This is a genomic window from Pseudomonas sp. TE12234 (assembly GCF_054061835.1).
This window is the reverse complement of the sequence record NZ_JBSSEP010000001.1, coordinates 759,259-779,813: the sequence shown is the minus strand read 5'-3', so window position 1 is coordinate 779,813 and position 20,555 is coordinate 759,259. Positions and strand designations below refer to the sequence as shown.

The following is a 20,555-nucleotide window of genomic DNA, read 5'->3' as shown; positions in this document are numbered from 1 at the left end:
GTCTAACTGTCAGGTATGCAAACGCGCCGGATAACCGGCCAGGAACAAGTCAGGCGCGCCAACGCCAACGGGCCAGGGCCTTGATGACTTTCATCCAGAGTTTGCGAGTGACCACCACGATGGAATTTCCAGGAGGGGATTGAACAGCGTCGGGCAACGTTATCTCAGCCGCTGGATCCAGGCAACCGGGAATTAGTTTGCGCAGATCGTCGATGACCAGCGTCGGCGATTCTTCGGCAATCGGACGGCCATGGTTATAGCCGTAACTCAAGGCGACGCACTTGACCCCCGCCGCTTTCGCTGCCAGCACATCACTGCGCGAATCGCCAACGAACAAGGCCTGCGAAGCCGGGATATTGGTCATTTTCATCACGAAAAACAGCGCGGCCGGATCGGGCTTCTTCTGCGGCAGCGTGTCACCACCGATGATCAGGCGGAAATAGCGACCGATCTTCATCTGATCCAGCAGCGGCGCGACGAAGCGCTCCGGCTTGTTGGTGATCAGCGCCATCTCTACACCCTGCTTGTGCAACCACTTCAGGGTGGAGCGCACGCCAGGGTAGACCACCGTCAGTTCGTGACCTTGTTCATAGAAGCCATTGAACAGCTCCAGGGCATGCTCGGCTTCGACCTCATCGACACCCTCGGCGTCGATGTGATTGGCCAGGGCACGGCGCACCAGCATGTGAACGCCGTTGCCCACCCACTCACGCACCGCTTCGATGCCGGCAGGTTGACGCCCGAGTTTGAGCAGCATGTTATCCACGGCCGCCGCAAGGTCAGGGACCGAATCGATCAATGTGCCGTCCAGATCGAACATCACCAGCCGTGGCAGGCTTCCCGGGAACAGCTGCTCAAATCCGCTCATGGACGAGCCAGCGCCAGTTCGGAGCGCATTTCTTCTATGACTTCCTGATAATTTGGAGCGTTGAAGATCGCCGAGCCCGCGACGAAGGTGTCGGCACCGGCTGCAGCGATTTCACGGATGTTGTTGACGTTCACGCCGCCGTCGATTTCCAGACGGATATCGCGACCGGAGGCGTCGATCAGCGCCCGCGCTTCGCGCAGCTTGTCGAGGGTGCCGGGAATGAACTTCTGCCCGCCGAAGCCTGGGTTGACGCTCATCAGCAGGATCATGTCGACCTTGTCCATCACGTACTTGAGCACGTCCAGCGGGGTCGCGGGGTTGAACACCAGGCCCGATTTGCAGCCGCCTTCACGGATCAGTTGCAGGGAACGGTCGATGTGCTGCGTGGCTTCCGGGTGGAAGGTGATGTAGGTCGCGCCCGCTTCGATGAAGTCACCGACGATGCGGTCCACCGGGCTGACCATCAGGTGCGCGTCGATCGGCGCGGTCACGCCGTACTTGCGCAGCGCCGAGCACACCATCGGGCCAATGGTCAGGTTTGGCACGTAATGGTTGTCCATGACATCGAAGTGCACGAAGTCGGCGCCAGCGGCCAGGACATTGTCCACTTCCTCACCCAGGCGGGCGAAGTCGGCGGAGAGAATCGACGGAGCAATAACGAAGGGCTGCATGACGCACCTTTTCTGAGCAGAATCACGATGGCGCGCATTGTATACCTCATGCTTTGACGCGCGCACCGTGACCGCGATGATTGGGCTATGCCTGGTAAGCCGCGCGGTAGATCTTCTCGATATCGACAGCACTCAGTTTGCGCGGATTATTGCGCATCAGGCGCTCGATTCCCGCCGCTTCCACGGCCATGGCCGGAATCGCGTCTTCGGGAACCCCGAAGCTGCACAGGCCGGACGGGATTTCCACCGCCGCGCACAGCTCGGTCATCGCTTCCACGGCTTTATCGGCCGCTTCCGTGACGCTCAGATGAGCGGTCTTCACACCCATCGCCTCGGCAATATCCTGCATGCGCTCGACGCAGGCCATCTTGTTCCAGTGCATGACATGGGGCAGCAGCAACGCGTTGCTGACGCCATGGGCGATGTTGTATCGCCCACCCAGCGGATACGCCAGCGCATGGACCGCGCCGACACCGGCATTACCAAAGGCCATGCCGGCCATCAGGCTGGCGGTAGCCATGTCCTCGCGGGCCTGCAGATTGGACGGATTGGCGTAGGCCTTGGGCAGCGCCCTGGCAATCAGTTTGATGGCCCCAATGGCCAGGGAATCGGTAATCGGCGACGCATTCAGCGATAGATAGGATTCGATGGCGTGCACCAGCGCATCGACGCCACTGGCCGCCGTGACACTGCGGGGACAGGTCAAGGTCATCTGCGGGCTGACCAGAGCGACGTCCGGCAGCAGGTAATCACTGACGATGCCCTTCTTGAAATGCGCGACCTTATCGGAGAGGATCGCCACGTTGGTGACTTCCGAACCGGTACCGGCCGTGGTCGGGATGGCGATCAGCGGCGGCCCCTTGCGTGGCACCTGGTCGATGCCGAACAGGTCCTCCAAGGCGCCGTGGTAACCGGCATACGCGGCCACACTCTTGGCGATGTCGATGGCGCTGCCGCCACCCAGGCCGATCAAGCCGTCATGCCCGCCGTCGCGGTAGACCCGCATGCAGTCTTCAACGATGGCGATTTCCGGGTCGGGCAAAACCCGGTCGAAGATTTCGTAAGTGCGATCCCCCAACTGCGCCAGCGCCAGCTCCACCGTCCCGGATTTGACGAGAGCGGCGTCAGTGACGATCAGCGGGTTGTCGATGTCCAGGCGCGTCAACTCCGCCGCCAGTTGCTCGATAGCCCCGGCGCCAGTGATCAATTTATGAGCGATTTTGAAAGAGGAAAGACTCATGTGCGCAGCCTCTTTATAGGTAGGGGAGCTGGCACAAGAGTAGCTGGGGATTTGGGGTTGTCTGGTATTCAGGTCGTGAATGACCGACGACCCCGAGAACCACTAAAGAACACCTGTAGGAGCGAGCTTGCTCGCGATGAACCTGAGAGCGCCGCGGGATGTCAGGTTCCCCGCGTTATCGTTGACGTTCATCGCGAGCAGGCTCGCTCCTGGAGTTGGTCGAGCGTCAGACCTGTGCGGTCCGCAATTTCTCGCTACGCCCACGCAACCATTCCAGGGTCAGCAACAGGATCACCGAGAAAGCGATCAGCAACGTCGCCGCAGCGGCGATGGTCGGGCTGAGGTTTTCACGAATCCCGCTGAACATCTGCCGTGGAAGAGTCGCTTGCTCTGGACCGGCGAGGAACAGCGTCACCACCACTTCATCGAACGAGGTGGCGAAGGCGAACAACGCACCGGAGATCACGCCCGGCGCAATCAACGGCAGGGTTACCCGACGGAACGTCGTCAGCGGCGAAGCACCGAGGCTGGCAGCGGCGCGCACCAGGTTTTGGTTGAAGCCCTGCAAAGTCGCCGACACCGTGATGATCACGAACGGCACACCCAATACCGCGTGCACCACGATCAACGAGAAGAAGCTGTTGCCAAAACCCAGCGGGGCGAAGAACAAGTAACTGGCCACACCGATGATCACCACCGGCACCACCATCGGCGAAATCACCAGCGCCATGACCAGCGCCTTGCCAGGGAAATTGCCACGGGTCAGACCAATGGCCGCCAGCGTACCGAAGACCATGGCCAGCACGGTGGCGGCCGGGGCGACGATGATGCTGTTCTTCAGTGAGCGCATCCATTCGGCCGACGCGAAGAAGTCCTGATACCAGTGCAGCGAAAAACCTTGCAGCGGGTACACCAGGAAGCTGCCGGAGTTGAACGACAGCGGAATGATCACCAGCACCGGCAGAATCAGAAACAACAGAATCAGGCCGCAGAGAATCCGCAAACTGTAGAACCACACCCGCTCAATGGGCGACATATAAGGACTCAGCATTTCGTTCTCCCCTTAGCTCAGGCGCAGGCGACTGGCGCCTACCAGCCAGCTGTAAATCAGATAAAGCACGACCGTTGCCAGCAGAAGCAGCCCGCCCAGCGCGGTCGCCATGCCCCAGTTGATGCTGGTGTTGGTGTAGAAGGCGACGAAGTAGCTGACCATCTGATCGTTCGGGCTGCCCAGCAATGCCGGGGTGATGTAGTAACCAATGGCGAGGATGAACACCAACAGGGAACCGGCGCCGACACCGGCATAGGTCTGCGGGAAGTACACCCGCCAGAAGCTGGCGAACGGATGGCAACCGAGGGAAATCGCCGCACGCATGTAGGTCGGCGAGATGCCTTTCATCACGCTATAGATAGGCAGAATCATGAACGGAAGCAGGATGTGCACCATCGAGATGTAAACCCCGGTGCGGTTGAACACCAGTTCCAGCGGTTTATCGATGATGCCCAGGGCCATCAGGCCGCTGTTGATCAAGCCACCCGATTGAAGCAACACGATCCACGCCGCGACCCGCACCAGGATTGAGGTCCAGAACGGCAGCAGCACCAGAATCATCAGCAGGTTGCTTTGACGCGACGGCAAGTTCGCCAGCAGGTAGGCCAACGGATAGGCCAGCACCAGGCAAATGACGGTGATGATCAGGCCCATCCAGAAGGTGCGGGCAAAGATGTCGAGGTAGATCGCCTGATCCGGGGTGGCTGGTGCCAGCTCGCCGAGGTCATCGATGCGATGATCGACGGCAGCCAGCAAATAGAAAGGCGTAATGCTGCTGGTGTTGCGACGTACGGCCTGCCAATAGGCGGGATCACCCCAGCGCTCGTCGAGCCCTTCCAGTGCTTCTTTATAAGAGGTTGGCTCGGTGGCAAACGGCAAGGCGCGGGCCGTTTTGGTTAACAGGCTGCGATAGCCGGCCAACTCCATGTTCAAGCGCTTGGACAGATCGCCCAAGGTCTGATTCTTGCGGGCTTCAGCGAGGTCCTCGCTGGCCGCCTTGTAAACCGGTTCGGCGGGCAGCCCTCGGCCGTCCCAACTGGCGATAGCCGTTACGGTGCGCGGCATGCCGCCAACCACTTCCGGGTTACCGACACTTTTGTAGAGCAGCGCCACGATCGGCACCAGGAACACCAGCAACAGAAACAGCACCAGCGGCGCGATCAAGGCCTGGGCCTTCCAGCGGTTGACCCGCTCGGCGTGCTTGAGCCGTTGCTTCAAGGTGGGATCAGTGCCCGCGTTCAGGGGAACGGCGATAGCCATGGCGTACTCCGGAAATCTTTAAACGATCATTAAAGTGGGAGCGAACTTTTGTGGCGAGCGAGCTTGCTCGCGCTGGGCTGCGATGCGGCCCCAAAATTCTGCTGACAACTTCCAATTTTGTGAGTGCTGCGCACTCAAGCGGGAGCAAGCTCCCTCGCCACAAAAGCTCGCCCTCACAAGAGGGCGAGCCCTCTGTTTATTTCGCAGCCCAGGAATTGAAGCGCTGTTCCAGTTGCTCGCCGTTGTCAGCCCAGAAGCTGACGTCGATCTGCACCTGGTTGGCGATGTTTTCCGGAGTGGTCGGCATGTCTTTCAGGACATCCTTGGCCAGCAGCGGTACGGCTTGGGTGTTGGCCGGGCCGTAGGCGATGTTTTCCGAGTAGGTCTTCTGCTGCTGTGGCTGCACCGAGAAGGCGATGAATTTCTTCGCCGCTTCTGCCCGCGCCTTGTCCAGGCCTTTTGGAATGGCCCAAGCGTCAAAGTCGTAGATGCCGCCGTTCCACACGACTTTCAGGTTGCTTTCTTTCTGCACGGCAGCGATACGGCCGTTGTAGGCCGAGCTCATGACCACATCACCGGATGCGAGGTATTGCGGCGGTTGAGCACCGGCCTCCCACCATTGGATACTTGGCTTGAGTTCGTCGAGTTTCTTGAACGCGCGGTCCTGACCGTCTTTGCTGGCCAGCACTTTGTAGACGTCTTTCGGCGCAACGCCGTCGGCCATCAGAGCGAATTCCAGGGTGTACTTGGCGCCTTTACGCAGGCCACGCTTGCCCGGGAATTGCTTGGTGTCCCAGAAGTCTTTCCAACTGGTCGGTGCGGTTTTCAGCTTGTCGGCGTTGTACGCCAGCACGGTCGACCACACGAAGAAACCCACGCCGCATGGCTGGATCGCGCCTTTGACGTAGTCTTCGGTCTTGCCGAACAGCTTCGGATCGAGCGGCTCGAACATGTCTTCGTCACAACCACGGGACAGTTCTGGCGACTCTACTTCCACCAGATCCCAGGACACGCTCTTGGTGTCGACCATGGCCTTGACCTTGGCCATTTCACCGTTGTATTCGCCTGCCACGATCTTGCCGTTGCCTGCCGCTTCCCACGGTGCATAGAAGGCTTTGACCTGCGCTGCCTTGTTCGCGCCGCCAAAGGACACCACGGTCAGGTCCGGGCCAGCGGCCATCGCGCTTGCTGCCCCCATCATGCCCAGTGCCAGAGCGGTGAATTTCAGGGATCTCAACATTTATTGTTCTCTCCACGTGCAGGGTTGGTGTTGTTGAAGCCAGGGCGATCAATTCGCCTCTAGAAGGGGATCGAGCGCGCGAACGTGCTCGACCTGCCAGCCAAGCGGTACCACATCACCCACCGCCAGCGCGGGATCGAGCTCGGCAATCGGTTGTTTCACGAAGAAGTCGGTCTTGCCACAGACTTCCAGGCGAACCCGGACGTGGTCGCCCAGATAGATGAATTCCGCCACCCTTCCGGAGAAGCGGTTGGTGCAGGACTCGCTGGAGCCATTGAGGCTCACGCGCTCCGGGCGAATGGACAAGGTCACCGGCTCGCCGGTCCGGCCGACATTCACCGCCAGCGCTTCAACTTTTTCACCACGCCCCAGTTCCACCACGCAGCGGTCGCCGGTCTGACTGTGCAAACGGCCATTGAGTCGGTTGTTCTCGCCGATGAAGTTGGCAACGAAGGTATTTTTCGGCTCTTCGTAGAGCGTGCGCGGCGGCGCGATCTGCTGGATTTCACCTTGATGGAATACCGCCACGCGGTCGGACATGGTCAGGGCTTCGCCCTGGTCGTGGGTCACGTAGACCACGGTCACGCCCAGACGCTGGTGCAGGTGTTTGATTTCCATCTGCATGTGTTCACGCAGTTGTTTGTCGAGCGCGCCAAGGGGTTCGTCCATCAGCACCAGTTGCGGCTCGAACACCAGTGCGCGGGCTAACGCCACACGCTGCTGCTGACCGCCGGACAGTTGTCCCGGGTAACGCTGAGCGAAGGCGTCGAGTTGCACCATGCTCAGCACACGCTTGACCTTGTCGCTGACATCGCTCTTGTTCATGCCGCGAACGGTCAGCGGGAACGCCAGGTTCTCGGCGACCGTCATGTGCGGGAACAACGCGTAGTTCTGGAACACCATGCCAATGTCGCGCTTGTGCGGCGGCACGTTATTGATGGCACGACCGGCCAGGAGAATTTCACCGGCGGTCGGGGTTTCGAAACCGGCAAGCATCATCAGGCTGGTGGTCTTGCCGGAACCGGACGGCCCGAGCAAGGTGAGGAATTCGCCTTTGCGAATATCCAGGTTGAGGTCTTTGACGATCAGGTTCTCGCCGTCGTAGCTCTTTTGCACTCCACGAAAGCTGACCAGAACATCATTGGCCCCTGCGCTTGAATCGACCTGGCTCATACCCACACCTTTGTTGTTGATGACTGCTGTGGACTAAGCCTAGTGGACGCTGGAGACCACGCAAATCGGGGTGCAGGAGAGAATCGCCTCAGACGGATGGAAGGTTGGGGGTAGGGATTGCCCTACAAGGATGGCGCGTTTTGGCATACGCAGCGGCAAGCTGTCAGCTACAAGCCACGGGCGACGGCAAAAGCTTTTTGGCGCGATGTCGTAAATGGATATGGCGTCGCGTTATTCCTGTAGGAACCAGCTTGCTGGCGAAAGGATCTCAAGTACGCCATCGCCAGCAAGCTGGCTCCCACAGAGAATTTTGGCGCTTTTAGAGGAGCTTGTGTTCCATCGCGTACTTCACCAGCTCCGCCAGGGAGGTGATGTTGAGTTTCTGCATCAGCCGCGCCTTGTGGGTGCTGATGGTTTTGCTGCTCAACGCCAATTGCTGGGCGATGTCGTTGACGTTCGCCCCCTGGGCCAGGCGTTCGAACACTGAAAACTCGCGTTCCGACAGCAGCGAGTGCAGGGGGCGCGAATCGGTCAGGCCGACTTCAAAGACCATCCGGTCGGCCAGTTCCGGATCGATATAGCGTCCACCGGCCGCCACCCGGCGGATAGCCGTCAGCAACAGGGCCGGATCGCTGTCCTTGGTGGCGTAGCCAGCAGCGCCGACCTTCAACGCCCGGGCCGCCATTTGCGCTTCATCGTGCATCGACAACACCAGGATCACCGGTGGATTGTTCAGCGCACGTATGCGTGGAATCGCTTCCAGGCCGTTTACGCCCGGCATGGAGATATCCAGCAGGACCACTTCGCAGGGCACATGTCGCAAAGTCTCGAGCAATTGTTCGCCATTGCTCGCCTCCCCTACCACGAGCAAGTCCTTGGCCAGGCCGATCAATTGCTTGATGCCTTCGCGGACGATGGTGTGGTCTTCGGCTACCAGTACACGGATCACTCACTTCTCCTCATCCAGCGGCACTCGCACGATCAGGGTCGTGCCCTCGCCCGGCTCACTCTCAAGCGACAACTGGCCGCCCATGATCAGCACCCGTTCGCGCATGCCCACCACGCCAAAGGAAGTCTGCCTGCCAGCAACTGCGACGAATCCTACGCCATCGTCGCTGACGGTCAGACAAAGCTCGTTGCCATCAAGGGCCAGTGTCAGTTCGACAGTATGCGCCTGGGCATGGCGCATGACATTGGTCAGTGCTTCCTGAAGGATACGAAACAGGCCAATCGCCTTGGCATCACTGAGCACCGGCAAATTGTCCGGCACCTGCACCAGGCACGGAATCTGAGTGCGCGCCTCAAAGCGACGGGCCTGCCATTCAATGGCCGAGGCAATCCCGGCATCGAGAATCGGTGGCCGTAATGCTGTCGCCACATCACGTACCAACTGGAACAACTGAGCGATCAGGCGCTTCATGCTGTTCAAGCGCTCGTTCAGACCGGGGTCGAGTTGGGCGTAGGCCAGCTCACACATGGATGTCTCCAGTTTGAGCACGGTCAGCATCTGACCCAGCTCGTCGTGAACTTCCCGGGCAATGCGCGCCTTTTCCTCTTCACGCACGCTTTCCAGGTGCGCGGACAGCTCCCGCAACTGCTCCCGGGAACTGGCCAACTCCAGTTCGATGCGCTTGCTCTCGCTGATGTCCCAGACAATACCGTCCCAAACATAGGCACCGTCCTTGAGTCGCCGGGTAATCGCCTTGATCTCCGCCCAGCGTTGCTCGCCTTGACGGGTCAGGATTCGCCCTTGCCATGACCAGTCGCTGTCGGTGTCCAGCGCGTGGTCCTGGGTCTGGTGATAACTGGCCTTGTCATCCGGATGCACCAGACTGCGCAGACCTTTGTCACGGTGGGCCAGGGTGGCCGGGGAATAACCCACCAGCTTCTCGCTGCCTTCGCTGATGTAGGCAAAGTCGATCTGGCCTGTCACCGGTGCCCGCTCCAGACGAAAGACCAATCCGGGCACATTCGCCGCGATCCCTTGCAGTCGCGCTTCACTTTCCTGCAACGCGGCCAGGGCGCGACGACGCTCGGTGACGTCAGTGAGGTAAACCACCAGGTATTCGCCGTCGCGAAACCGCAGGAAGCTCAACGAAACATCAGCTGGCAAGATGCTGCCATCGGCCCGCAAGCAATTGGTTTCGAAACTTTGCGGGGCGTCATCACTGGCCCTGGCGAGTTTCCACAGGTTCAACCAGCGATCCATGTGCAAGCCCGGCTCGAAGTCAATCAAGGGCCGGTCAATGATTCCCCCCGATGCATAGCCCAACATGGTTTCGGCCGCGCGGTTGGCATAACGCACGTGACTGTCCCAATTGACCCAGAGAATGCCCACGGTGCTCTGGTCGATGGAAAACTGCGTCAGGCGCAAGGCTTCTTCGCTGGCGGCACGCAAGGCAATGTCGTCCTGCGCGGCCGCCAGTCGTTGTTCCAGGCTGTGTTGCTGGCGCCGCTGCCAGAACACGATGGCCATGCTGCTCAGCGCCAGCACCAGCAACAGCAGGCAAAGGTTTTGCCAGAAACCCGGAGATTCGGTGAGCCGGGGGTACTTGGGTTGCAGCCATTGGTTGTGCAGGTTCTCCAGATCCTTGGCCGGGATCGCCCGCAATGCGCTCTCGACGATGCCGGCCAGCTCCGGCCGGTCGCGCCGCGTCGCGATCCGCAGCAGTTGCGGCAAGCCTATGTCGCCCACGACAACCAGCCCGGCGAATTCCGGTTCGACGGACAGTCGCCCCAATTGCGCCTCATCGACGACGGCATAGGCCGCTTGCTGACTCAACAACAATTGCAGCGCCTGTCGCTCCACCGGAACGCCCTGCAGGTTCAAATGCGGATAGTTGCTGTGCAAGTAATCGGCAGTGGCGCTGGGCATGCGAATGGCGACGCGGGTCTGGCTGTCGAGTTTTTCCAGCTCGACCGACCCGGTGCCTTTCTGATCGCTGACCACCAATTGAGGCACCCGCATGTACGGGTCGGAAAACTGCCAGAGGCGCAGCCCCCCGGGCGTTTGGGTCAGTCCTGGCGCGATATCAATTTCGCCCTCGCGCGCAGCCGCTTCAAGTTGCTCGAGGTCGGGAAAGTTACGCCAGCTCAGCTCGACCTTGAGTGACTTGGCCAGCCATTTCATCAGCTCGACGTTAACCCCGGACAGTCGCTGCAAACGGCGATCGTAGAGTGCGTAAGGCGCTTGCAACACCAGCCCGACCCGCAGCTCTCCTTGCTGGGCCAGCCACTGTTGCTGCTTGGGTGACAAGGTTGCAACGTGCGCCGGAGGCATGACTGCCGCCCAGCCCATCAAGGGAAACCACAAACAGCCGATAACCCACAGGCAGCGAAAACGCATCATCGAACTCTCACACACTGACAAATACTGACCAACCCATTAGGCTGCCGGAATTACTTCTGGCCTGGAATATCCGATGCCCCCTGTCTACTGCCTGGCACTGCCAGCATTGTGCCTGTCGCTGATCCTGCCTTGCGCTTTTTCCGTCGAAGCTGCCGACCCGGCACCAGCCGCCACGCAAAAGCCCGCCGAAGAAAAACCGGTCGAGCGCCAGCCCTTGCCTGAGCGTAGTCAGGAAGAAGCGACCGCACTCGAGCGGAAAATCCCGGCTCAGGAACAGCAGCAACTGCAAGCGGGCAGCGATTCTTTCCTGGCCTTGTGGAAACCGGCCAATACCGCCGAACCCAAAGGCGCGGTAATTATCATCCCGGGCGCGGGCGAAACCGTTGACTGGCCTCAAGCGATCGGCCCTTTGCGGCGCAACTTGCCGAACACCGCGTGGAGCAGCCTGAGTATCACCTTGCCGGACCTGCAAAGCGATGCCATTGCACCGCGTATCGTCGAAGTGCCGCCCGTCCCCAAGGCGGCAGACACCGGCAGCAAGGATTCGACCACCGCAGCGCCCATCGAACAGGCCGCTGGCGGCGAAGCGGATGTGGCCGACAAGGCCACCGCCGAAACCACCGAAGAACAGGCCAAGGCCGACGCCGAGCGGATCTTTGCCCGTATCGATGCCGCTATCGCGTTCGCCGAACAGCAAAGCGCGCGCAGCATTGTGGTATTGGGACATGGTACGGGGGCCTACTGGGCCGCACGGTATCTGAGTGAAAAACAGACATCGCAGGTCGAGCGATTCGTGATGGTTGCCGCGCAGACGCCGGTTCAAGCGAAACCCGCGCTGGATGAACTCACGCCAACCCTGAAACTGCCTACCGCCGATATTTACTACATGGACAAACCACTGGATCGCAACGCGGCGCTTGCCCGCTTGCAGGCCAGCAAACGCTTGAAGGCTTCGGCGTTCAGCCAGGTTTCACTCAAGGCGTTGCCGGGTAACGCCAAGGCAGAGCAGGAGCAGTTAGTGCGCCGGGTTCGGGGTTGGTTGAATCCACAGCCTGTGGCGCACTGAGTGACCGAGCCGCCAACGCCTGCAGCAAAACGCAAATCCTGCAGGCGCTGGCTGGCCAGCGATGGCGGCGTCGCCGGCCCTACAACCCGTTGCCGCTATCAAAAATCCCTCCGCTGACGAATCAGCATATAAGCGCCATGCAATTCACGGGTCTTCTCGGTCGCTTCGCGAACCTGCTGCTCCGTCGCGCCGTTGCCGGCCACCTTGTCCGGGTGATGACGACTGAGCAGGCGGCGATAGGCACGCTTGATCTGCGCCGGCTCGGTGGTGGCTGACACGCCCAACAACCGCATGGCGTCTTGATAGGTGGCTGCTTTATTAGCCACCGACCGCTTCTGCGGCTCATAGTCCGCCGCCAACGCCTGCACCTGATACGACCGCCAGCCCAGCCACCGCCCCCATTGGGCAATCAACTCCCGCTCATGGGTGCCGGCCCGACCGTCCGCCCAGATCATCCGCCAACAGGCGCGCAACACCCCTTCTGCCGCATGGGGTTGAGCACTCAAGCGGCGCAGATAACCACGCAACCGATCGTTGCCCGACTTGCCGCGATTGAATGCCGCTATCGCCCGACGCTGAGCCGATTCATTCATCTCCAGCGCACGCATTTCCTGCCGCGCCTGCTGGATATGGCCATCCATTACCTGCCCGTCGCTCTTGGCCAATCGCCCCAACAATACAAACAACAGTTCATCGTTGCGCAGCGTCGGGCGGCCACCGAGCTTTTCCAGCAAGTGCCCCCAGCTCTGCAAGTGCAGGCGCCGGTCCAGCGCCTGCCCCAACAACGCACCCAGCAAGGCCCCCGGAATGCTGGCAATGGCAAACCCCGCTCCGGCTCCAATCAGAGTCCCTGGCCATAGCATGTCAGCGTCTCGCTTCAATCAAGGTTTCTGCTTGCGCCAATCGTTCATGAGTTCCGACATCGACCCACTGCCCGTTCAGCCGTTCGCCGGAGACTTGCCCGTTCGCCATTGCCGTGCGCAGTAATGGCGCAAGCTTGAACGCCCCGGCAGAGCACCCTTCGAACAACTGCGGGTGCAGCACTGCAATACCACTGTAGGTCAAGGTGGCAACCTCCGGTTGAGCGTCGCGGACCTGCCCGTCGATCAACTGGAAGTCCCCGGCCGGATGATGGTCCGGGTTGTTCGCCAGCACCAGGTGAGCCAGACCGGCAATCGGCTGATGCAACACGCTAAAGTCGTAATCGGTCCAGATATCGCCGTTGACCACCACGAACGCCTCATCACCCAACAACGGCAATGCGCGGAAAATCCCGCCTCCCGTTTCCAGCGGCTCCCCTTCCGGCGAGTATTGAATGTGCACGCCGTACCGCGAGCCATCGCCCAGATAGTCTTCGATCTGCTGACCCAGCCAGGCATGGTTGATCACGATCTCGGTAAACCCTGCCGAGGCGAGCGCGCGCAGGTGATACTCGATCAAGGGCACACCGCCTGCGCGAATCAGCGGTTTAGGCGTGGTCAGCGTCAGCGGGCGCATACGCTCGCCTTTGCCCGCTGCCAGAATCATTGCCTTCATGCCGTCACTCCAGCGCGCAGACTGGCCAGCAACACGTCCAGTTCAGCCAACTCCGGACGACGCGCGATCACCTCATCTATATAAGCAAAGAAACGCGGCACATCGGCCAGGTAACGTGGCTTGCCGTCGCGGTGACAGATACGGGCGAAGATGCCGATCACTTTCAGGTGACGCTGCACGCCCATCAAGTCACTGGCGCGCAGGAAATCTTCGAAGTCGGGCTGAACCGGAATGTTCAACGCCGCGGCCTGCTGCCAGTAACTTTCCAGCCAGCCACGCACGCGTTCCTCTGGCCAACTGAGAAAGGCGTCCTTGAACAGGCAAGTCACGTCGTAAGTCACCGGGCCATAAACAGCATCCTGGAAATCCAGCACGCCGGGATTGGGCTCGCTGAGCATCAGATTGCGTGGCATGTAGTCGCGATGTACGAGGACTTTCGGCTGAGCCAGGGCGCTGTCGATCAACAGATCGCTGACCTGCTGCCAAAGCACTTGCTGCGCGGCGTCGAATTCGATGCCCAGCTCGCGTTTCACGTACCACTCCGGGAACAGTTCAAGTTCGCGTCGCAGCAGCGCCACGTCATAACTGGGCAGCGGCGCAATCATCGGCAACTGCTGAAAAGCCAGCAGCGCTTGCAAGGCATCGGCGAACAAATCGTCGGCATTTTCGCTGTCGATTACGTCCAGATAGGTCTTGTTACCCAGATCATTGAGCAAAAGAAAACCGCGCTCGAGGTCCTCGGCATAAATTTTCGGCACGTTAATTCCGGATTTCGCCAGCAAAAATGCAATATCCACGAAGGGTTTGCAGTTTTCCTGGGGCGGTGGCGCATCCATCACAATGAAACTTTTACCCGCGCCTTCCCAGCGAAAATACCGCCGGAAACTCGCGTCACTACTGGCGGCGGTCAACGTGGCCGGGGGGACGGCACCCCAGCCTTGCTCTGCATACAGGATCGCCAATTGCTCATCGAGCCAAACTTTCAGGTGTTGCAAACGTACATCTTGGTCAGGCATTGCAAGGGTCTCCGACGGCGCTAGCCGTCAAGCGGGTCATGCTTTATTATCCAGCATCTTTTTCAGACCATCGAGAGGCGTGCGGCCCACACCGCGGGCAGATGGCACGCAGGAAGCCCGGACTAATAAGATGGCATTGAAATCCCCCGCGTTTCGTAAAAAATTTCCGTTGTTGGTAACCGGCAGCATGCTGGCCTTGCAACCTCTAGCCACTTCCTACGTGGTCGCCGCGGAACAGTATGACTGCTCAGTCTCTGCTTCGGGTGCCTGGGCCTGTGCGCCAAAATCTCCAGCGGCAGCTTTGCCACCACGTCCAGTGCATGAAGGCAGTGCCGTCAGCGCCACTGGCGAGGCCCCTGCACAGGAAGGTACCAGCGCAGAGACCGGCGCCAAGCCCGCGCTCGTCACCGAGTCCGAGGGTCGCGGTCTGAAGTCGCGTAGCGAAGACTACAGCCACCTCGACTGGGTTCCACGCGATCAGCTCACAGCAGCACAATTGGCCGAAACCGGTCCTTACTGCTCTGGTTCCTATATCGAACCGATTCGTCCTGGCATGAATGACACGACGAATAAAAGTGACGCACCAACCTTTATCGGCGCGAAAGCCTCTCGCTACAAGCAGGATGAGCAAATTGCCACCCTGGCCGGCGACGTAGTCATGCGCCAGGGCAGCATGCAGGTCGAAGCCGACGAAGCCAGCCTGTACCAGGCCGAGAGCCGTGGCGAACTGAACGGCAATGTGCGCATTCGCGACAATGGCGCGCTGATCGTGGGCGACCATGCCGATGTTCAGCTCGACACAGGCGAGGCCAAGGTCGATAACGCCGAATACGTGCTGCACAAGTCTCGTATCCGCGGTAACGCGCTATACGCCAAACGTGCCGAAAACGCGATCATCCGCCTCAAGGATGGTACGTACACTACGTGTGAACCGAACAGCAACGCCTGGCAACTCAAGGGCAACAACATCACCTTGAACCCGGCTACCGGTTTCGGTACTGCGACCAACGTGACATTGCGGGTCAAGGACATTCCGGTCCTGTACACGCCTTACATCTACTTCCCGATCGATGACCGTCGCCAGTCCGGCTTCCTGCCGCCAACAATCGGCACCGGCACTGACACCGGCTTCATGCTGGTGACACCGTACTACTTCAACCTGGCACCGAACTACGATGCCACGTTGTACCCACGCTACATGAGCAAACGCGGCCTGTTGATGGAAGGCGAATTCCGCTACCTGACCAAGTCCAGCGAAGGTCAGTTCGGTGCCGCGTACCTCAATGACGACGACACCGAACGCAGCAAGCAGACCGATTACACAAAAGACCGCTACATGTATAACTGGCAGCACAAGGGTGGTCTGGATTCGCGAGTCTTCACGCAAGTCGATTACACCAAGATCAGCGATCCTTATTACTTCCAGGACCTGCAGACCGACCAGATTGGTGTGAAAAGTGCTGATTACGTGAACCAACAAGGTTCCGTCACCTATCGGGGCGAAAGCTACACCGCGCGCGTGAACGCCCAGGCTTACCAGCTTGCAACCGTTTCGAACATCACCCCGTATGACCGACTGCCGCAAATCACCTTCGATGGTGCGCTGCCTTATCATCCGAACGGCCTGGATTTCACTTACAACACTGAAGTCGTGCGTTTTGATCGTGACCTGAAAAATGGCACGTTCACCGATGTGGACGGCAACGTGTCGCCGCGACTGGATACCAACGTTCAAGGTCTGGCACGCGCTAACGGCGATCGCCTCAATCTTGCACCGGCCGTCAGCCTGCCGCTGAACTGGACCTACGGCTTCCTCAAGCCGACTCTTAAATACCAGTACACCCAGTATCAACTGGATCTCGACAGCATCGGCAAAAGCCAGATTGCCGCGCAGTCCGCAGAACAGGATCAGCTGAACGGCACCTTCGGCAGCACCCAGAATCGTGGCGTGCCGATCGCCAGCATCGACAGCGGCCTGTATTTCGATCGCAACACCCAATGGTTCGGCAAGAACTATCGCCAGACCCTTGAACCACGCCTCTACTACCTCTATGTCCCAGAGAAGGATCAACAAGACATTCCGGTATTCGACACCGGCGAATACACCTTCAACTATGCGTCGTTGTTCCGTGACAACCGCTTCTCCGGTTCCGATCGTGTCGGTGACGAGAACAAGCTGTCCCTGGGCGTGACAAACCGCTGGATCGAAGACAGCGGTTTTGAACGTCAACGCATCAGCGTCGGCCAGGCCTTGTACTTCAAGGACCGTGAAGTCCAGTTGCCAGGCATTGACCCGAAAACCCGTCAGGATGCGCATTCGAACGTTTCGCCTTATGCACTGGAATACGAATATCGCTGGAACCGCGACTGGCGCACTACCGCCGATTACAACTGGGACCCGGACAGCCGCAGCCCTCGCTCGGGCAGCGCGATGTTCCACTACCAGCCTGAAGACAACCCGAACAAGGTCATCAACGCCGGCTACCGCTATCGCAATGACCAGGTCCGTTACGACCAGACAACCGGCAAGTGGTCGGTGGGCGGTGGTGACTACGGCACCCCTGGCACACCTGGCTATGTGAAGGATTACTACAAAATCAAACAGCACGACTTCTCGGTGATCTGGCCGGTCGTGCCGCAATGGAACGCCATCAGCCGCTGGCAATACGACTACAACCGCAACCGTACCCTGGAAGCCTTCGGCGGTTTCGAGTACGACAACTGCTGCTGGAAACTGCGCCTGATCAACCGTTACTGGGTTTCCTACGACGAATTCAGTCAGGAAGCACCGCAAAACGAAAAAGGCGACCACGGCGTATTCCTACAAATCGTTCTGAAGGGACTCGGCGACCTCACCGGCGCCAAAGCAGAGAGTTTCCTCGACAAAGGCATCCAAGGTTATCGTGAACGTGAAAACCAAGCTTTCTGATTGTCTGCGCCCGCTGCTGCTGGGCGCGCTGTTCCTGGGTACCGCGGCCAACGCTGCGGTACAGTCCATCGATAAGGTGGTGGCTATCGTCGACAACGACGTGGTCATGCAGAGCCAACTGGACCAACGTGTTCATGAAGTTCAGCAAACCATCGCCAAGCGCGGCTCTGCCGTGCCACCGGCCAGCGTGCTGGAGCAACAGGTGCTTGAGCGCCTGATCGTCGAAAACCTGCAGCTGCAGATTGGCGAACGTTCCGGTATCCGTATCACCGAGGAAGAACTCAACCAGGCTGTCGGCACCATTGCCCAACGCAACAACATGTCGGTCGATCAATTCCGCGCCGCGCTGACTCGCGACGGCCTGTCTTTTGACGACGCCCGCGACCAGATTCGTCGCGAGATGGTCATCAGCCGTGTGCGTCAGCGCCGTGTGGCTGAGCGCATCCAGGTCTCCGAGCAGGAAGTGAAGAACTTCCTGGCTTCGGACCTCGGCAAAATGCAGCTATCCGAAGAGTTCCGACTGGCCAACATCCTGATTCCTACGCCGGAAAGCGCCAACTCCGAGGCGATTCAGAATGCTGCCAAACAGGCTGATGCGGTTTACCAGCAACTCAAGCAAGGCGCTGACTTCGGTCAATTGGCCATAGCCAAATCCGCCAGCGAAACCGCACTGGAAGGTGGCGACATGGGCTGGCGTAAAGCCGCTCAACTGCCACCGCCATTCGATCGCCTGCTGAGCACCATGGCAGTTGGCGATGTGACCCAGCCAATGCGCACACCGGGCGGCTTCATCATCCTGAAAGTCACCGACAAGCGTGGCGGCGAGACACAGGTGCGTGACGAAGTGCATGTGCGTCACATCCTGGTCAAACCAAGCCCGATTCGCGACGAAGAAAAAACCAAGGCCCTGGCTCAGTCGCTCTATACCCGCATTGAAGCGGGCGAAGACTTCGGCGAGCTGGCAAAAAGCTACTCGGAGGACCCCGGTTCCGCCCTCAATGGCGGAGACCTGAACTGGATCGATCCGAACGTGTTGGTTCCGGAATTCCGCGAAGTCATGGCCAAGACCCCACAAGGTCAATTGTCCAAGCCATTCAAGACTCAATATGGCTGGCATGTCCTGGAAGTCCTTGGCCGCCGCGCCACCGACAACACCGCCCAGGCTCGCGAGCAGCAGGCGATGACAGTATTGCGTAATCGCAAATACGATGAAGAGCTGCAAACCTGGCTGCGTCAGATCCGTGACGAAGCGTATGTCGAAATCAAACTCCCTGGCGCGACCCAGGCCGCGCAGTGAAGCCCAAACGTTTCGCGCTGACACCCGGCGAGCCGGCCGGCATAGGTCCCGACCTGTGCCTGCTGCTTGCCTCGCAAGCCCAGCCGCACCCCCTGATTGCCATCACCAGCCATGACCTGCTCCTTGAGCGGGCCGCGCAGCTGGGTGTGGTTGTCGACTTGCTGCCGGTCACTCCGGACAATTGGCCGGATGCCCCTGCCCCCGCCAACAGCCTGTACGTCTGGGATACACCGCTCAATGCCAAGGTCGTCGCCGGGCAACTGGACAAGGCCAACGCTGCATTCGTCCTGGAAACCCTGACCCGAGCCGGTCAAGGCTGCCTGGACGGGCACTTTGCCGGGATGATCACTGCCCCCGTGCACAAGGGCGTGATCAACGAATCCGGGATTGCCTTTTCCGGGCACACCGAATTTCTCGCCGATCTGACCCATACCGCGCAAGTGGTCATGATGCTCGCCACTCGAGGACTGCGCGTGGCCCTGGTCACCACACACTTGCCCCTTCGCGAAATTGCCGATGCGATCACGCCAGAGCGGCTGGAGCGGGTCACCCGCATCCTGCATGCCGACCTGCAACAAAAATTCGGCATTGCCCAGCCACGGATCCTGGTGTGCGGGCTAAACCCCCACGCCGGCGAAGGTGGACACCTGGGCCATGAAGAAATCGACATTATCGAACCCACATTAGAGCGCCTGCGCGGCGAAGGCATGGACCTGCGCGGCCCCCTGCCCGCCGACACTCTGTTTACCCCCAAATATCTGGAGCACTGCGACGCAGTGCTGGCGATGTACCACGACCAGGGCCTGCCTGTGCTGAAATACAAAGGCTTTGGCGCAGCAGTCAACGTGACCCTCGGCTTGCCGATCATCCGCACTTCGGTCGATCACGGCACTGCGCTTGATCTGGCCGGCAGCGGCAAAATCGATACCGGCAGCCTGCAAGTCGCCCTGGAAACCGCCTATCAGATGGCCGAGACCCGTTTATGACCGAGCAATACCAACACCGGGCGCGCAAGCGCTTCGGCCAGAACTTTCTGCACGATGCCGGCGTCATCGACCGCATCCTGCGCTCCATCCACGCCAAACCCGATGACCGCATGCTGGAAATCGGCCCAGGCCAGGGCGCATTGACCGAAGGACTGCTCAACAGCGGCGCGCAACTTGACGTGGTGGAACTGGACAAGGATCTGATCCCGATCCTTAACCAGCAGTTCGCCGGCAAGAGCAACTTCAACCTGCACCAGGGCGACGCGCTTAAGTTCGACTTCAACAGCCTGAACGCTGCTCCCGGCAGCCTGCGTGTGGTTGGCAACCTGCCGTACAACATCTCTACCCCGCTGATTTTCCACCTGCTGCACAACTCCCATCTGATTCGCGATATGCACTTCATGCTGCAAAAAGAAGTGGTCGAGCGTCTGGCAGCAGGCCCGGGTGGTGGTGATTGGGGTCGATTGTCAATCATGGTCCAGTATCACTGTCGGGTTGAGCATCTGTTCAACGTTGGCCCGGGCGCGTTCAATCCACCGCCGAAAGTCGATTCGGCCATCGTGCGACTGGTGCCCCACGCGGTGCTGCCGCACCCCGCCAAAGACCACCGGCTGCTTGAACGCGTCGTACGCGAAGCCTTCAACCAGCGCCGCAAAACCTTGCGCAACACCCTCAAGCTGCTGCTGAGCAATGCCGAAATCGAAGCCGCTGGCGTCGATGGCAGCCTGCGTCCCGAGCAGCTCGATCTGGCCGCCTTCGTGCGCCTGGCCGACAAGCTCAGCGAACAAGTCCTACAGAAGCCTGCCGGTATCTGACAGACCCGACGCGTTATCGGATAGGACACCAGCGCCCATGTCTGGTTTACTATCCGAT

General features: G+C 59.8%; 17 protein-coding genes. 5 read left to right on the top strand and 12 right to left on the bottom strand.

Annotated features, from left to right (window positions below):
• Window positions 1-49 precede the first annotated feature (49 nt).
• The 9 genes from ACVWYU_RS03595 to ACVWYU_RS03555 all read right to left on the bottom strand — a co-directional run bounded on the left by ACVWYU_RS03595 (window position 50) and on the right by ACVWYU_RS03555 (window position 10,852).
• Window positions 50-868, bottom strand: a complete 819-nt coding sequence (locus ACVWYU_RS03595; protein WP_090325686.1) for a phosphoglycolate phosphatase — start codon at window positions 866-868, stop codon at window positions 50-52.
• Complete coding sequence (gene rpe, locus ACVWYU_RS03590; RefSeq protein ID WP_457371903.1) at window positions 865-1,539, bottom strand: ribulose-phosphate 3-epimerase; 675 nt, start codon at window positions 1,537-1,539, stop codon at window positions 865-867. Before rpe ends, ACVWYU_RS03595 begins: the two co-directional genes overlap by 4 nt.
• An 85-nt stretch (window positions 1,540-1,624) precedes the next feature.
• Window positions 1,625-2,779 (bottom strand): iron-containing alcohol dehydrogenase, encoded by a 1,155-nt coding sequence (locus ACVWYU_RS03585; RefSeq protein ID WP_457371902.1) that lies wholly within the window; start codon window positions 2,777-2,779, stop codon window positions 1,625-1,627.
• Between the two features lie 226 nt (window positions 2,780-3,005).
• Window positions 3,006-3,830, bottom strand: coding sequence for an ABC transporter permease (locus ACVWYU_RS03580; RefSeq protein WP_090325691.1), 825 nt, complete (start codon window positions 3,828-3,830; stop codon window positions 3,006-3,008).
• Between the two features lie 12 nt (window positions 3,831-3,842).
• Complete coding sequence (locus ACVWYU_RS03575; RefSeq protein ID WP_390957407.1) at window positions 3,843-5,090, bottom strand: ABC transporter permease; 1,248 nt, start codon at window positions 5,088-5,090, stop codon at window positions 3,843-3,845.
• 196 nt (window positions 5,091-5,286) lie between these two features.
• Entirely contained in the window at window positions 5,287-6,330 is a 1,044-nt protein-coding gene (locus tag ACVWYU_RS03570; protein WP_047534118.1) for an ABC transporter substrate-binding protein, read from the bottom strand.
• A gap of 48 nt (window positions 6,331-6,378) precedes the next feature.
• Window positions 6,379-7,503, bottom strand: coding sequence for an ABC transporter ATP-binding protein (locus ACVWYU_RS03565; protein ID WP_090325695.1), 1,125 nt, complete (start codon window positions 7,501-7,503; stop codon window positions 6,379-6,381).
• Between the two features lie 319 nt (window positions 7,504-7,822).
• Window positions 7,823-8,452 carry a response regulator gene (locus tag ACVWYU_RS03560; protein WP_090325697.1) on the bottom strand — a complete coding sequence of 210 codons (630 nt, stop codon included), beginning with the start codon at window positions 8,450-8,452 and terminating at the stop codon, window positions 7,823-7,825.
• Entirely contained in the window at window positions 8,453-10,852 is a 2,400-nt protein-coding gene (locus ACVWYU_RS03555; RefSeq protein ID WP_457371901.1) for a PAS domain-containing sensor histidine kinase, read from the bottom strand.
• 73 nt (window positions 10,853-10,925) lie between these two features.
• Between ACVWYU_RS03555 and ACVWYU_RS03550 the strand changes: the two genes are divergently transcribed.
• Window positions 10,926-11,918 carry an alpha/beta hydrolase family protein gene (locus ACVWYU_RS03550; protein ID WP_457371900.1) on the top strand — a complete coding sequence of 331 codons (993 nt, stop codon included), beginning with the start codon at window positions 10,926-10,928 and terminating at the stop codon, window positions 11,916-11,918.
• A 98-nt stretch (window positions 11,919-12,016) separates the two neighbouring features.
• Here ACVWYU_RS03550 and ACVWYU_RS03545 read toward each other — a convergent pair whose 3' ends face one another.
• Genes ACVWYU_RS03545 through ACVWYU_RS03535 form a run of 3 tightly spaced genes read right to left on the bottom strand, consistent with a single transcriptional unit; the run spans window position 12,017 to window position 14,470 of the window.
• A complete protein-coding gene (locus tag ACVWYU_RS03545; protein ID WP_248916634.1) occupies window positions 12,017-12,781 on the bottom strand; it encodes a TerB family tellurite resistance protein in 765 nt (254 codons plus the stop codon).
• Between the two features lies 1 nt (window position 12,782).
• Entirely contained in the window at window positions 12,783-13,454 is a 672-nt protein-coding gene (murU, locus tag ACVWYU_RS03540; RefSeq protein WP_457371899.1) for an N-acetylmuramate alpha-1-phosphate uridylyltransferase MurU, read from the bottom strand.
• Window positions 13,451-14,470 (bottom strand): aminoglycoside phosphotransferase family protein, encoded by a 1,020-nt coding sequence (locus ACVWYU_RS03535; RefSeq protein ID WP_457371898.1) that lies wholly within the window; start codon window positions 14,468-14,470, stop codon window positions 13,451-13,453. The genes murU and ACVWYU_RS03535 overlap by 4 nt, the downstream gene beginning before the upstream one ends.
• A 130-nt stretch (window positions 14,471-14,600) precedes the next feature.
• Between ACVWYU_RS03535 and ACVWYU_RS03530 the strand changes: the two genes are divergently transcribed.
• Genes ACVWYU_RS03530 through rsmA form a run of 4 tightly spaced genes read left to right on the top strand, consistent with a single transcriptional unit; the run spans window position 14,601 to window position 20,497 of the window.
• On the top strand, window positions 14,601-17,399 hold the full coding sequence (locus ACVWYU_RS03530) for an LPS-assembly protein LptD (RefSeq protein WP_457371897.1): 2,799 nt from the start codon (window positions 14,601-14,603) through the stop codon (window positions 17,397-17,399).
• Window positions 17,374-18,696, top strand: a complete 1,323-nt coding sequence (gene surA / locus ACVWYU_RS03525) for a peptidylprolyl isomerase SurA (RefSeq protein WP_390957414.1) — start codon at window positions 17,374-17,376, stop codon at window positions 18,694-18,696. Before ACVWYU_RS03530 ends, surA begins: the two co-directional genes overlap by 26 nt.
• Entirely contained in the window at window positions 18,693-19,682 is a 990-nt protein-coding gene (pdxA, locus tag ACVWYU_RS03520) for a 4-hydroxythreonine-4-phosphate dehydrogenase PdxA (RefSeq protein WP_457371896.1), read from the top strand. Before surA ends, pdxA begins: the two co-directional genes overlap by 4 nt.
• Window positions 19,679-20,497, top strand: a complete 819-nt coding sequence (gene rsmA, locus ACVWYU_RS03515) for a 16S rRNA (adenine(1518)-N(6)/adenine(1519)-N(6))-dimethyltransferase RsmA (protein WP_090325713.1) — start codon at window positions 19,679-19,681, stop codon at window positions 20,495-20,497. The genes pdxA and rsmA overlap by 4 nt, the downstream gene beginning before the upstream one ends.
• Window positions 20,498-20,555: the final 58 nt, after the last annotated feature.